Origin of the sequence: Priestia koreensis (assembly GCF_001274935.1) — a bacterium.
GTDB lineage: Bacteria > Bacillota > Bacilli > Bacillales > Bacillaceae_H > Bacillus_AG > Bacillus_AG koreensis.
In genome coordinates, this window is the sequence record NZ_LILC01000037.1 from 160,007 (window position 1) to 173,666 (window position 13,660).

Consider the following 13,660-nt stretch of genomic DNA (forward strand, 5'->3'; position numbering starts at 1 on the left):
GCTGTTATTCTTGGCGAATAACAGCTTTTTCTTTAATTAGCCACATGAGACTGATAGGTTTGCTCATACCACTGTTCAAATTCTTGAACGGGAAGTGGTCGGCTATAGTAGTAGCCTTGGACGGCATCGCATTTTTCTTGTTTTAAGATGTCGACTTGTTCTGGGAGCTCGACTCCTTCAGCGATGACTGAGAGATCTAAGCTTTTAGCTAGCGTAATGATCGCGCGTACAATCGCTTGCTCTTTGACACTAGTACTTAATCCAATGATAAAGGAGCGGTCGATTTTGAGCGTGTTGATCGGTAGCTTTTTTAAGTAGCTAAACGATGAATAGCCTGAGCCAAAGTCATCGATCGAAATATGAACACCAATATCCTTGAGCGTCTGAAGCTTTTCAATTACATCATCTACGTTTTGAATGGCCACACTCTCCGTAATTTCAAGCTCTACGCTGCTTGGACAAATATCATTTTCACGCAGCGTTTCAAGAACCGCCTCAACAAATGATTCCCTCGCAAAGTCAATGCTAGAAATATTAACGCCCACCTTCATCGTATAATAGCCCTTATCATGCCAGCGTTTGTTTTGTACACACGCCTCACGAAGCGTCCATGTACTTAGCGGAACAATTAACCCCGTCTCTTCGGCAACAGAGATAAATTCACCCGGAGAGACAAGACCTAGCGTTGGATGGTGCCAGCGAATGAGTGCTTCCACACCGGTTAATCGGCCTGTTTCAAGGTCGATTTTCGGCTGATAGTAAAGCTCAAATTCGTTATTTTGAATCGCGGTACGAAGGCCTGATTCGATAACCATTCGTCTTGTTGTATACGCCTGCATACTTTCTTGGTAATATTCAATGGCATTTCGACCGTTTTTCTTCGCTTCGTCAACAGCGAGATCGGCCTGACGAATTAACGTATTTAACGCAGAGCTACTCTCTGATAAAAAGCTTCCACCAATACTCGTATTTAAATAAATATCAGATCCTTCGATTTTAAACGGTACGGATACGGTTGATAAAATACGCCCCGCCATGTTTCTGATGTCCTCTTCTTCATTTCGACGAACGAGCATAAGAAATTCATCGCCACCAAAGCGCGTTAATAGATCCTGTGTATTCATAATCGCTTGAAAACGACGAGATAATTCCTTTAAAATGCGGTCTCCTATTTGATGTCCATGCTTCTCATTTGTATATTTAAAGCGATCCAAATCGATACATAAAATCGCACAGGACTGGTCATCGTTTTTAGCTTTATGAATCGCCGCCTTTGCTAGCGTTTCAAACAATCCTTTATTCGGAAGTCCTGTTAAGCTATCGTAAAAAGTGAGCTGCTGAAGGGCCTGTTTTGCCTTTCGTTGCTCTGTCACGTCACGAATAACGGTCTGAATATACTTTTCACCATTTAATTGGATGACCGTCGATTTGGCTGTGACCCACTTTTCTTCTTGATTTAAGGTCATTACTTGAACCTCTTGTCCTGTAAACTCACGCTGAAAGGTTCCTTTTAATAAATCATCCACATCCTTCGCCAAGGCATCCCAATCGTCTTTACGAAGAAAATGAGAAATGGAGAGGGCTTTTAATTGCTCAAAGCTTGAGGCGCCGATGATATTAAGCGCTTCTTGATTGGCTGATGTAATTTGACTATACCGATGGATGACGATCGCGAGAGGAGATTCATAAAACAGGCTTTCATAACGATCATTTGTTTCTTTAAGCATTTGCGCGAATTTTTGATCCTCCGTAATATCACGAATATACAGAATGTATTCCAAATCTCGGTCCGCCACTACCTTTGTGACAGTCAGCTCAATGATCTTCGTTTCACCCGTTGATGATATAACCTCTAGCTGATGACGTCGCTTCACCATCGACAATAGATTTTCAACCATCGGAAAAATACTGGCCACATTTTTTCCGATATTTTCTTCTTTCATAACTCCTAACAGAGTTACCGCCTCTTCGTTAATATTCAAAACTTCTCCCTGCTCATTCGTTACCACAATGGCATCCAACGCTGATTCGAAAATGGCGTTTTTCATCAGCTGCTGTTGATTCGCCCGGCGATCAAAGTAACTGAGGAAGGATAGCGTTCCGAACATCAATAAAGCAACTCCCGTAATGATACAAGCGAACACAACCGAATTAATTTGATACGAGAAAGCAGATTTATCACCGTTCATCGGCATGTAAAATGTTGCGGCCTTCATGCCTGTATAATGCATCCCTGTAATCGCTAGTGCCATCATCAGCGAAAATCCAATCTTCCCCTGGATATTTTTCTGATTGTTGAACCGTGAATAAAAGGCCAGCCAAAGCGCGGCAACAGATGCCACGAGCGCAATGACAACGGAAAGGATTACAAATGTTGCGTCATAATGAATCTTCATCGGCTCCATAGCTGCCATTCCTGTATAATGCATGCCGCTAATACCCGTTCCCATTAACAGACTGGCTGTTAATAGATGCTTATAGGACCGATTGGTAAAGTGCACAAAAAATAAACCACCGTAGCAGCCCGCAATTGACCAGACCACAGATAAAGCAACAAGAAATAAATTATAGTAAGATGCGGCCATTTCGAGTTCAAACGCCAGCATTCCGACAAAGTGCATCGACCATATTCCAATTCCTAATGCAAACGAGCCATTAAAAATCCAGAAGTTTTTGAGTTTTTCCTCCGAGGCCTTTACACGGTTGGCCAATTCAAACGATGTGTACGAAGCCACTAATGCAATAAAGAAGGAAAGTCCAACTAACCAATTATTGTAATAACTATGCAAATGAGCAACATGATTCATAATATCTGCGAACTCTCCCTTTGACATAATTGTTCTCTATGTGTTTTATCGGTTTAAAGTAAGCAGGTTTGAAGATATAAACGTTACCTTTTCACTCGGTTCGCAAAAAGAGTTTCCTTTCTTTCCACTTGTCATTTCTAAAAAAACAGATGTATTCCATGAGAATAACCGTCATTAAAAATGCAAGGCAGACATGATGTGGAACTAAAAAAAGCAGGAGCGCCACGATAAGCGCTTCTGCCTTTTCAACGATATAAGTTGTGCTTCTTAATGTACTCATAGCAAGCCTCAGGAAGCAAATACCTAGGCTCCCCGCCTTTTCCGAATTCGTCTCGGATGTACGAAGAGCTTATTTCCATTGCGAGTCCCTTATCTACTAGATGAAAGTGGTTCCCGTCATCGGCATTCCGAAGTAGCGGTGAACTTGAGATGGTCTTTAGCATATCAACTCCGTCTCTTGCCATAACGATAAACCGATTCTCCGTCACAAGCGGTTCTTCGTATCCCCATTTTCCACTCGCAATATCAACTAAAAGATCTGCCCCCATAATGAAAAACACTTCGTCATTTGGGTACATGCTCTTAAAATAATTCATCGTGTAATACGTATACACATTCCATGCTTCCTGCTTCATTTCGTAATCGTCTGCTACAAACTTATCGTTTCCTTGAATCGCAAGCTGCAGCATCTCCCAGCGGTGATGATCTTCCGTCTTCATTCGCTTATCTTTTCGACGATTCGAGCATGGCAAGAAAATAATTCGATCGAGTTTACAGCGGTGCGCAATGGTGCTTGCTGTCCAAAGATGAACATTCGTCACAGGGTCAAAGCTACTACCGTAAATCCCGATTCTAGCCATGGCGCTCCACTCCTGCCTTTTGCTTTACTTCTTCAATTCGCTTCATTTTATTTTCCCAGCATGCAAGGCTAAGATCAACCGGATAGGATTCCGGATTCAACGCACGTTTGTATTCATCCCACAGCACAACGAGGTTTTCCTTTTTAAATGCCTGAATGGCTTTTAATTCAGGTAATTCATAGATCAGTTCGCCGTTCTGAAAAATATCGTGGTGAAGCTCGCGCGCTTCAAACTCAGACACGAACTTACTAATGTACGTATGAACGGGATGGAACATTTTGATTTTCTCTTCTTCCGCTGGCTTTTCCCAGTCGAGCGCGATGTAGTCGCCTTCTGACTTTCCGTTAATCGTGTTAATGATGCGATACACTCGCTTCAGTCCTGGCGTTGAGACCTTTTCGGGATTAGCGCTAATTTTAATGGTATCGACCATCTCGCCCTTTTCATCTTCAATGGAAACGAGCTTATACACCGCACCTAGTGCTGGCTGGTCGTATGCAGTAATTAGCTTTGTGCCAATGCCCCATACATCAATTTGAGCACCTTGAGATTTTAGATGTGAGATCGTGTGTTCATCAAGATCGTTTGATGCGATAATTTTCGTTTTTGTAAATCCTGCATCATCAAGCATTTTGCGCGCTTTTTTAGACAGATACGCCAAGTCACCGCTATCAAGGCGAATGCCGACAAAGTTAATTTTATCGCCTAGTTCCTTCGCGACCTTAATAGCTGTCGGAATACCTGAACGAATCGTATCGTACGTATCAACTAGGAACACGCAGTCCTTGTGACGACGCGCATATTTATGAAAAGCGATATACTCATCGCGATAAGCCTGCACGAGCGAATGAGCATGCGTACCCGCTACTGGAATGCCGAATTTTTTCCCTGCACGAACGTTTGACGTTGCTTCAAACCCGCCGATAAACGCTGCGCGCGTTCCCCAAATGGATGCATCAAGTTCATGCGCGCGTCTCGTACCAAACTCCATTGCCACTTGGTCACCGACTACCTGCTTAATTCGAGAGGCCTTCGTCGCGATTAATGTTTGATAGTTAATGATATTTAAAATAGCCGTTTCTACAAGCTGTGCTTGAATAAGCGGTGCCTCAACGCGTAGGATCGGCTCATTTCCAAAAACAAGCTCGCCTTCTTTCATCGCCCGAACGTTTCCTGTAAAACGAAGATCTTTTAAATAAGAAAGAAAATCATCTCCGTACCCAAGCTCATTTCGAAGATAGTCTAAGTCGCTCTCTGTGAAGCGAAAATCCTGAAGGTATTCCACAACGTGCTCTAGTCCTGCGAATACCGCATACCCGTTTCCGAATGGCAGTTTGCGAAAGAATACTTCAAACACCGCGTTTCGTTCATGTGTTCCATCTTCCCAGTAGGTTTCTGCCATGTTAATTTGATATAAGTCCGTATGAAGTGACAAGCTGTCGTCTTGATAAAAGGTTGTCATTACGATCCCCCATTTCATGAAGTAACTAATTTGTTAAACAATTTTAGCTCCTAAGCAATTTTTAAAGTGACCAAGCGCCCAAACATGGCCGTCTGGATTAAAGCTTGCGACCGCTTTTTCGTGAATAACAAGCGGATAATGTTCATTATATAAATCAACGCACGTATGAAGGCAGCAAATATCGGTTGTAACGCCCGTAATATGAACTTCCTCGATGCCTCTCGCCCGAAGCTGAAGCAGCAGATCTGTTCCAGCGAGAGCGCTGTATCTCGTTTTATCCATCCAATAGACGTTTTCGCGTTCCTTATATTGTTCGTACACGTTGTGAAGCGTTCCATATAGTTTTCTACCATCTGTGCCCATAATATTATGGGGCGGATATAATTTTGTTTCAGGGTGATAGAGATCTCCCGCTTTGTGCGCATCAATTGCAAATACGACAAAATCACCATTTTCAATCGCTTCTTTTGTTACTCTTACGATTTCACTCTCAATGTCCTGTGCGGGCTTCCCACACGTTAATGCCCCGTTGTCTGCCACAAAATCATTTGTATAATCAATGCTCAATAACGCTCTTCTCACCTGAATTCCCCCTTGTGTGAACTCGTTAATATTTCACTGAATAAATCGGTTTAATAATATCCTCCATCTCAACAAAACGGAAAAGCTGTGTCGGTTGCTTAGACGTTCGTGTTGTCGTTTGTCCGTCTAGCTTTTCAATAAACGGCAGGCTTTTAATTTTTCGCGAAAACGCCGGATCACTCGTAATCACCGGATCATTCGTCACTGTACGTAAAACGGCTTGAAGCTCTGAATACGTAAAGGTTGGTGGCAAAAAGTTTTTGGCAGCCGTTGTTTGTAACAGGTCAGCCGTAATGGCCTGGACAGCATGTTTGATAATGTCCTCATGGTCAAACGCTAGCGCTAAATGGTTGATCTCTTCTAATGTAAAAAGCTCTACCTCGGATGCATCGTCATTGGCCTGACGGTGCATCAAATGACGCTCTGGCACGATCGCATAATGGGCATTTGTAATAATCCAGCCCCGTGGATCGCGGCCAGGACGGTCATATACACCGAAATGTTTCACGTGAACTCCCTGTACGCCTGTTTCTTCTTGGAGCTCTCGCTTCGCTGCTTGAAGAGCCGTTTCATTCGCCTGCACAAATCCCCCAGGCAGTGCCCACTTATCTCCTTCAATGTTTGGATGGCCCTCTGCGTTTGTCGCCGCTCGCTTAATCAACATCAGCTTTAGTTCCATCACCGGTTTTTTATAAGACTCTGCTTCTTTTGTCATAATCGTAAATATCGCAATATCAGACGTATAGCCGTCTGGGGTGCGGTACTTCTTCACATCATATTTCTTTAATGCATCTTCATTTGTCATTATTTAACCTCTCTAACTTTTAACAATTTGTTAATTGTTAATTCTATTATATACAATTACAGAGAAAATGCAACATTTATAAAATAAATAGGCTCCGTTCAACAATTCCCTTGCTAAGCGGCTAGCTTCTCAATCACATTTAAGTTTATTTTAAGGTTATCTTTATTTTCCTTAAAGTTCCTTTTTTTATCCTAGTAACATACCTAGAAAAGTTGTAGAGGAGAATGTATGTGAATACAACGTCACCCTTAAAGGTGCAAAACCTAACGAAACGAATTAAAAACGCTACGCTCGTTGACCATCTATCATTTGAGTTAGATCCAGGAAAAATCTATGGATTCCTAGGACCAAACGGTGCTGGTAAAACGACAACGATCCGAATGATTACAGGACTGATTTCCATTACAGAAGGTGAAGTATTCATCAATGGATATGATATTAAAAAATCACCTCAAAAAGCGCTCTCTCACCTTGGAGTTATTGTTGAGAACCCTTCTGCTTACGGATATTTAAGCGGCTATGAAAACCTTCAGCAATCCGCTCGCCTAAGCCTCAAGTCTATTTCTTCTACTCGTATGAAAGAAATTATTAAGCTTGTTGACCTAGAACATGCGATTCATAACAAAGTAAAGACTTACTCTCTTGGGATGAGACAGCGCCTTGGTATTGCGCAAGCTCTTTTACATGAGCCTTCTATTTTAATTCTTGATGAACCAACAAACGGACTTGATCCTGCAGGGATTCGCCAGCTTCGTGATAATCTGAAACAAGTTGCACGTGATGAAAATACGACGATTCTTGTTTCAAGTCACTTGCTTCAAGAAATTGAAATGATCTGCGAAGAAGCGATCGTTTTAGATAAAGGAAAGCTTGTCGATGTTATTAAAATTAAGGATGACTCAACAGAACCAAGCAAAATGGTGAGCTTACTAATTGAAGTGAGCAATGTTGGAAAAGCGCTAGACGTTCTATCATCCTTCCAAGTGGTACAAAGCACTGAAAACGCGATTGAACTCCTCGTAGAGCAAGAACAAGTACCAAATGTCGTGTATAAGTTAGCAGAAAACCGCGTTGATATGTATGAGATGAAGCGCAAAGCTGTGAGCTTAGAGGACCACTTCTTAACATTAACTGCGAAAGGATCAAACTAATGTTTAAAAATTTACTCATCAACGAATGGATTAAAATTAGCAAACGCAAAAGCAATCGCGTGTTTGCGATTATCATGGCCGCATTTATTCTTTTAATTGGTCTTTTAAGCGTGTTGTTTCGACACAACACTTTCTTTAAAGAAATGCCGTATACCTCTTTAACAGTCGGAATCGTGCTTTCTGTTGTTCAGTTTTATGCGATTGTCATTGGCGCAGCCGTCATGTCCAATGAATTCAAAGATTCCACTATGAAACATTTGCTTGTAAAGCCCGTTTCTAGAGCCAGCGTACTACTTTCAAAGCTCTGCATGGTGATCTTCGTTATTATCGGTCTTAGCGTCATTCTTTCCCTGTTATCTTATCTTGTAGGTATGATTACCCCAGGTGGAAACGATTTAACCTTTGTCGAAGTAAGTAAAATGGTTGGTTATGGCCTCCCATCTGTTATTTTCTTCGTCACAGTTGCGATCTTCATTTCAGTTCTATTAAAAGCACCAAGCTTAGCGATCGTTATTCCGATTGTTGGTAGCTTCATTGGCACAACTATTACATTCATGCTTGCAAAATATGATTTTTATAAATACATCATTTTTGCTCATCTAGATCCTAGTATGTATGATTCGGATAAAAATATCGGCGGTGGCCAGGCTCCTGATGGCTTCACTCCAGGTCTTACTATTGTTTTATATGTTGTCTACTGTGCAGCTTTCATCGCACTTAGCGTATGGGTATTCCGTAAAAAAGAGATTAATTAACGAAACGAGCTGATAGAGCCAAACCTCTATCAGCTTTTGTTATAATTAAGGAAGAAACAGTAAAATTAGTTACAGTGAGGAAGATTCGATGTCACCAACTATACTTGTCGTAGATGATGAGAAGGAAATTGTTGAATTAATTGAGCTTTATTTAACTCAATCAGACTTTCAAATTATGAAAGCCTATAACGGAAAAGAAGCGTTAACCATTATTCAAAATCAACATATTGATTTGTTGATTGCCGATATTATGATGCCAGAGCTAAATGGCTATCAGCTGATTCAAAAAGTTCGTGAGCACCATCATATTCCGATTTTAATTATCTCCGCCAAAAACGAAAGCTACGATAAAATTTTAGGTCTAAACATCGGTGCCGATGACTACATTACAAAGCCGTTTGATCCTCTAGAGCTTGTGGCACGCGTGCAGTCTCAGCTCCGTCGGTCAACAGAACTCAATCATTTCAAGGCGTTAGATACCGATCTTAAAATTGGCCCGCTTACGCTAAATACCGTAAGCTGTACCCTCTTTGTGCATGAGGAAGAGGTTATGCTTACTTCAACAGAATATCGCTTGTTAAAGCTTTTTATGGAGCACCCTAATCAAGTATTTACGAAGCGTCATTTATTTGAGCGAATTTGGCGCGAAGATTACATGGGGGATGACAACACGATCATGGTTCATATTAGCAAGCTGCGAGACAAAATCGAACAGGATAGCCGAAATCCTTACTATTTAAAAACGATCCGAGGACTTGGCTATACGTTTAAGGTGAATCATGAAGTTTAGGCGAAATCTTTCCACCTTTTTTGTGATTAACTATCTCGTATTGAGCGTAATTTCCATTATTACGATCATTATTTTCTTTACCGTCATGATTCTCGACAGCAAGGATTATCTTGATGATCAATGGTCATCAGACATTGCCCAAAAGATTATACGTCCTGACTACAAACACATTGAAGCCGATTCTGTCGTACAGCGCGGAGGATGGGTCGAAATTGTCCATAACAACCGCATTGTCTACGTAATTGGTGACAAACAAGATCACAATAAGACCTATGACATGATGTATTTTGAACCCTACCTTCCTGGGACCTCTTCTCCTGATCCAGACTACGAGATCGGAATGAAGGCCTTCAAGGGAACAGACGGAAAAGAATATATCGGTATCGTCAAAGTTCCGAACTTTATGGCGGGTGAAATTGCAGACAAAATGAAAAATAGTGCGATTAAAGGCGCCGTGATTTCCCTCTTGTTTTTCTTTATTTGTAATACGCTTTATATCTTCTATTCGAAGCGTAAAGTGGCCAAGCCGCTCATTTTAATTCAGCACGGAATTGATCAGATGACTAAGCACGACTATTCTGTACGCCTGAACTTTAAAGCATACAAGGAAGCGATGCAAATTCAAAAAGCCTTTAACTTCCTCGTAGAAAAACTAGAATCCATTGAAGAAGAGAAAAAGCTTATGGAAGAGCAGAAGTATCGCTTGCTACGGGACATTTCTCATGATATTAAGACACCGATGACGTCGATTTTGGGATTTAGTAAGGCGCTAGTGGAGAAGGATTTGGACGAAGAAAAAAAGCGAACGTACCTTGAGTATATCCATAGCAAATCAACGCGTCTTAATGGGCTAGTCGATGAGCTGTTTTATCTCACGAAGCTTAATACGATTGATGTTCCCCTGCGCTTGCAAATTCAGGATATGGGCATGTTTTTAGAAAACCTCATTATTTCCTACTACGGAGAAATAGATGAAAAGCAGTTTGAGCTCGATATCATTCTCCCTGAATCACCTGTGTATGCGGAATTTGATACAAAAGAGATGTCGAGAGCGGTTGGGAACCTGATTTCTAATGCGCTAAAGTACAACCCACGGGGCACAGAGCTACGCATTTCCCTCCATAAAATTGGGACGGATCTTCGTCTTGTCATTCAAGACAATGGGATTGGCATTGAAGAGAAGTTTTTATCAAGCATTTTCCACGAGTTTGCGAGAGGAGATCAAACGAGGGGTAGTGACGGAGGAAGCGGACTTGGTCTTGCGATTACAAAGCGAATTGTTGATATTCATAAGGGCCATATTTCGATTTATAGTACGTTAAATAAAGGAACGACCTTTTCCATTATCCTACCCCTCTATAACGACAACAAAGGAAGTAAGCAATAGCGCTTACTTCCTTTGTTGTCCAATGCCCCATGCATCGATTTCGTAGCCTTTTGCTGCATTCACGACCGCATTCACCGCAATTTTAGAATCTCCGCTCACATGACCGTCCACGAAAATATCGCTATCTCCTTCATCTGAAACCGTTACGTCCGTTACTTTGATCTTTACGTTTTCCTTCTTTTTAAAGAATGCTTCAACCTTTTGTACAGCCTCTTTCTTCATCTCATCATGCGAAATCGATTGAGCTGTAGATGGCACTCCTTCATGATCATCATAATAAAACGAATAAATTTCAAAGAGACCCATTCCCATAACCGCAACGAATAAAATTAATAATGGCTTTTTCACGTAAACAGCCTTCTTTCATAAGAGTTTTGCACACCCTTCGTGCACCCTTATCCATTATTTACGCTTCTGCTCCCGGTCATACCTATAAACGAAAATTGCTAACACAATCACAATCACAATCGTAATGCTATTTAGAACAATATGAACGGTGTAGCTATCGATAAAAAGATTAATTCCAATCGACAACAAAACCGTAACCATAATAAGTAGATAGGCTTTTTCTCCGAATTTCTGCATACATACCTCCAAAACCAATTGATGTGCTGTAAAGACAAATTATAAAATAAAACCTAGCCCTTTTTAAGAGCTAGGTTTATCTTATGGTTTTATTCCTTTCGAAACATACTTCAACTGTTTCGTGTTCCAGCTGTATGTAGTCACAACCATGTCCCAACCGCCACCGTCTCGGTACTTTTTCCATTTTTGGATAATATTATATCCAGATATCTTAACTGCTTGATCTCCCATGATATTCAAAACATTTTTTGCTTTTCCTTTAGATAGACGATACACATACGCTTGAGTATTAGAAGGTCCATAATAATACATAGCTACTACGTGTACTTCATTCTTCGAAGGTTTAAACGTTAGAATTTGTGGAGGAGGAAAGTCTTCTTCACTTATAATTTGACGAGCCATCCATTGTACATTTTTGTTTTTAATAATAAAAAGATTCCCTTGCTTAGATAAAATGATTGTTTCATTTTTACGATCGTTATCTAAATCAACATTTTTAATTTGATCTACTTGTTCTCGCGGAAACTTCTGCTTGAACACGGCAGGAACTGTAGTTGCTTCAACAGTGTTCTGCACTCCGACTACTCCGAAAATTAAAATCATCAATAGTAATAAACTCAACGTTTTTTTCATCCCACTATTCCCCTTTACTCTAGTTGAAAACAATTTAGTGCTTACTTTATCAGTTAGAACAAACAGGAATACATTACTATTAATTGTAAAAAATGTCAATATATTTTTCGAACAAACGTTTGATTAAATCCAGCCTTTCTTTGTCGCAATACTAACGGCGTCCATTCGGTTTTTAGCATCGAGTTTTTGAATAATGTCTGATATGTAGTTTCGAAGAGTGCCGTAGGATAGGTATAGCTCTTTTGTCATTTCCTTCGTTGTTTTTCCTTGTGAGGCGAGGCGCAAAATATCACGCTCACGATCTGTCAGTGGGTTTTCATCACGAAGCACATCGAGCATTAAATCAGGACTAAAAAGCTTTCCACCGTTGATAATTTTCCGAATGGCTCCCGCTAAATCTTCGATGGAACCGTCCTTTAATAAATAGCCGTCCACTCCGGCTTTCACGGCCCGTTCAAAATAACCTGGACGGGCAAAAGTAGTAAGAATAATTACCTTGCACGAGGCACCTCGATCTTTTAACTCTTCTACTACGTCTAGCCCGCTTTTTACGGGCATTTCAATGTCCATTAAGCAAATATCTGGTTGAAGAGTGAGGATGTTTGTCACCGCTTCTTCCCCATTCATTGCCTGACCGATAACCGTCATATCCTCCTCAAATTCCAGTAAAGAACCTAGCGCGCTTAACAGCATGCGCTGATCCTCTGCAATAAAAATACGAATCATCTTCTCTCACCTTCCTGCTGACTTCTCTCTACTAATGGGATCGTCACGGTTAATACAGTTTCTTTCTCAGCGCTCAGCATCATTTCCCCACCAACAAAGGACAAACGCTCATTCATTCCTTTTAACCCGTTCCCAAATGAACTGCTTACTCCTTCGCCGTCATCTTTCACCTTCATTTGCAACACAGATGGCATTTGCACGACCGTAATCCAGCAGTTTGTTGCACGACTATGCTTGACGACGTTTGTGACTGCTTCTTTTAAGCACATGCTCATAATGTTTTGAAGAAGCGGTGAAGCCGTTATCTCTGTTCCTTCGTAATGGTAGGAGATATTCGCTGCTGACAGCATTCGCTCGACTTCAGCGAGCTCTTCTTCTACCTTTACCGCTCGCATCGTTGTTACAAGCTCTCGAACTTGGTTAAGTGCCGTTCGAGACGTTTCTTCAATCTCTTTTACTTCTAATTTTGCCTTATCCGCATCCACCGAAATTAAGCGCGATACAAGCTGACTTTTTAATGTAATGAGTGATAACGTATGACCTAACGTATCATGAAGATCACGTGCGATCCGGACGCGTTCCTCTTTCTTAATGAGCGCTTCGATTTGCTCTTTTGCCTGATCTAGTTCTTGTTCAAGCGCCATTCGCCGATTCATGGAACGAATACCGAGCGGAAAGAAAAACATAACCAACAGAAACGGCAGCGTATAAAAGAACGGAAAGCTGTGATGTTTTAAAACATAATACAGTAAAGGAACCGTTACGGTGAGCACCAAAAAGAAGAGACCGCGTTTAAAATTGGTTTTTTCGTCATACCAACCAACAAAATTAGCGGGGAAAAACCCCAGAAAAATACTGTTTGGATCATAAGCAACGCTCAAAATAAAGATAATGCCCATTTGAATACCAAGCCAGCTTGCAAAAGCTCTTCCCTTCGGCGCAAAATAGAGCTGGCGGTAAGTAACTAAAAATAGCGCCACTAGTGTATAGCCGATCACCTGCTTCCACCCATGCTGCGTTGTGAGGGAGAGAATTGGAAGTAATAAATAAGCTAAAAAGATATAGGGAAAAAATCCGTACCGCTTTGGAAATAGTTCAAATCGTCTTCGCATTCATT

14 protein-coding genes are annotated in these 13,660 nt (G+C 41.1%); 4 read left to right on the top strand and 10 right to left on the bottom strand.

Annotated elements, in window-relative coordinates:
* Positions 1 to 32: 32 nt before the first annotated feature.
* The 5 genes from AMD01_RS22305 to AMD01_RS22325 form a co-directional block, all read right to left on the bottom strand.
* Positions 33 to 2,834 (bottom strand): bifunctional diguanylate cyclase/phosphodiesterase, encoded by a 2,802-nt coding sequence (locus AMD01_RS22305; RefSeq protein WP_053403653.1) that lies wholly within the window; start codon positions 2,832 to 2,834, stop codon positions 33 to 35.
* Between the two features lie 218 nt (positions 2,835 to 3,052).
* On the bottom strand, positions 3,053 to 3,667 hold the full coding sequence (gene nadD / locus AMD01_RS22310; protein WP_053403654.1) for a nicotinate (nicotinamide) nucleotide adenylyltransferase: 615 nt from the start codon (positions 3,665 to 3,667) through the stop codon (positions 3,053 to 3,055).
* A complete protein-coding gene (locus tag AMD01_RS22315) occupies positions 3,660 to 5,129 on the bottom strand; it encodes a nicotinate phosphoribosyltransferase (RefSeq protein WP_053403655.1) in 1,470 nt (489 codons plus the stop codon). Before AMD01_RS22315 ends, nadD begins: the two co-directional genes overlap by 8 nt.
* 33 nt (positions 5,130 to 5,162) lie before the next feature.
* Positions 5,163 to 5,711: a cysteine hydrolase family protein gene (locus AMD01_RS22320; RefSeq protein ID WP_053403656.1), complete on the bottom strand. Its 549-nt coding sequence runs from the start codon at positions 5,709 to 5,711 to the stop codon at positions 5,163 to 5,165.
* A gap of 25 nt (positions 5,712 to 5,736) precedes the next feature.
* On the bottom strand, positions 5,737 to 6,516 hold the full coding sequence (locus AMD01_RS22325) for an NUDIX hydrolase (protein ID WP_053403657.1): 780 nt from the start codon (positions 6,514 to 6,516) through the stop codon (positions 5,737 to 5,739).
* Positions 6,517 to 6,746: 230 nt separating this feature from the next.
* Here AMD01_RS22325 and AMD01_RS22330 point away from each other — a divergent pair, with 230 nt between their 5' ends.
* The 4 genes from AMD01_RS22330 to AMD01_RS22345 all read left to right on the top strand — a co-directional run bounded on the left by AMD01_RS22330 (position 6,747) and on the right by AMD01_RS22345 (position 10,599).
* Positions 6,747 to 7,667 (top strand): ABC transporter ATP-binding protein, encoded by a 921-nt coding sequence (locus AMD01_RS22330; protein WP_242171911.1) that lies wholly within the window; start codon positions 6,747 to 6,749, stop codon positions 7,665 to 7,667.
* Positions 7,667 to 8,422: an ABC transporter permease gene (locus AMD01_RS22335; RefSeq protein ID WP_053403659.1), complete on the top strand. Its 756-nt coding sequence runs from the start codon at positions 7,667 to 7,669 to the stop codon at positions 8,420 to 8,422. The genes AMD01_RS22330 and AMD01_RS22335 overlap by 1 nt, the downstream gene beginning before the upstream one ends.
* An 88-nt stretch (positions 8,423 to 8,510) precedes the next feature.
* Positions 8,511 to 9,212 (top strand): response regulator transcription factor, encoded by a 702-nt coding sequence (locus tag AMD01_RS22340; RefSeq protein WP_053403660.1) that lies wholly within the window; start codon positions 8,511 to 8,513, stop codon positions 9,210 to 9,212.
* The gene (locus AMD01_RS22345; protein ID WP_053403661.1) at positions 9,202 to 10,599 is read left to right on the top strand and encodes a sensor histidine kinase; all 1,398 of its coding nucleotides are present in this window, start codon (positions 9,202 to 9,204) and stop codon (positions 10,597 to 10,599) included. Before AMD01_RS22340 ends, AMD01_RS22345 begins: the two co-directional genes overlap by 11 nt.
* A 3-nt stretch (positions 10,600 to 10,602) precedes the next feature.
* On the opposite strand, the gene AMD01_RS22350 is transcribed toward AMD01_RS22345, so the two are convergent.
* From AMD01_RS22350 to AMD01_RS22370, 5 genes are all read right to left on the bottom strand, one after another.
* On the bottom strand, positions 10,603 to 10,947 hold the full coding sequence (locus AMD01_RS22350) for a hypothetical protein (protein ID WP_053403662.1): 345 nt from the start codon (positions 10,945 to 10,947) through the stop codon (positions 10,603 to 10,605).
* 54 nt (positions 10,948 to 11,001) lie between these two features.
* Positions 11,002 to 11,184 (bottom strand): hypothetical protein, encoded by a 183-nt coding sequence (locus AMD01_RS22355; RefSeq protein ID WP_053403663.1) that lies wholly within the window; start codon positions 11,182 to 11,184, stop codon positions 11,002 to 11,004.
* Between the two features lie 81 nt (positions 11,185 to 11,265).
* On the bottom strand, positions 11,266 to 11,817 hold the full coding sequence (locus AMD01_RS22360; RefSeq protein ID WP_053403664.1) for a hypothetical protein: 552 nt from the start codon (positions 11,815 to 11,817) through the stop codon (positions 11,266 to 11,268).
* Between the two features lie 123 nt (positions 11,818 to 11,940).
* Positions 11,941 to 12,543, bottom strand: a complete 603-nt coding sequence (locus AMD01_RS22365; protein ID WP_053403665.1) for a response regulator transcription factor — start codon at positions 12,541 to 12,543, stop codon at positions 11,941 to 11,943.
* Positions 12,540 to 13,655 carry a sensor histidine kinase gene (locus AMD01_RS22370; RefSeq protein ID WP_053403666.1) on the bottom strand — a complete coding sequence of 372 codons (1,116 nt, stop codon included), beginning with the start codon at positions 13,653 to 13,655 and terminating at the stop codon, positions 12,540 to 12,542. Before AMD01_RS22370 ends, AMD01_RS22365 begins: the two co-directional genes overlap by 4 nt.
* Between the last annotated feature and the right edge of the window lie 5 nt (positions 13,656 to 13,660).

Bases quoted from the DNA above. Each gene is read 5' to 3' on its own strand.
- AMD01_RS22305 (WP_053403653.1), bottom strand. From the start codon at position 2,834: ATGTCAAAGGGAGAGTTCGCAGATATTATGAATCATGTTGCTCATTTG.
- AMD01_RS22355 (WP_053403663.1), bottom strand. From the start codon at position 11,184: ATGCAGAAATTCGGAGAAAAAGCCTATCTACTTATTATGGTTACGGTT.
- AMD01_RS22315 (WP_053403655.1), bottom strand. From the start codon at position 5,129: ATGACAACCTTTTATCAAGACGACAGCTTGTCACTTCATACGGACTTA.
- AMD01_RS22335 (WP_053403659.1), top strand. From the start codon at position 7,667: ATGTTTAAAAATTTACTCATCAACGAATGGATTAAAATTAGCAAACGC.
- AMD01_RS22370 (WP_053403666.1), bottom strand. From the start codon at position 13,655: ATGCGAAGACGATTTGAACTATTTCCAAAGCGGTACGGATTTTTTCCC.
- AMD01_RS22360 (WP_053403664.1), bottom strand. From the start codon at position 11,817: ATGAAAAAAACGTTGAGTTTATTACTATTGATGATTTTAATTTTCGGA.
- AMD01_RS22325 (WP_053403657.1), bottom strand. From the start codon at position 6,516: ATGACAAATGAAGATGCATTAAAGAAATATGATGTGAAGAAGTACCGC.
- AMD01_RS22365 (WP_053403665.1), bottom strand. From the start codon at position 12,543: ATGATTCGTATTTTTATTGCAGAGGATCAGCGCATGCTGTTAAGCGCG.
- nadD (WP_053403654.1), bottom strand. From the start codon at position 3,667: ATGGCTAGAATCGGGATTTACGGTAGTAGCTTTGACCCTGTGACGAAT.
- AMD01_RS22345 (WP_053403661.1), top strand. From the start codon at position 9,202: ATGAAGTTTAGGCGAAATCTTTCCACCTTTTTTGTGATTAACTATCTC.
- AMD01_RS22340 (WP_053403660.1), top strand. From the start codon at position 8,511: ATGTCACCAACTATACTTGTCGTAGATGATGAGAAGGAAATTGTTGAA.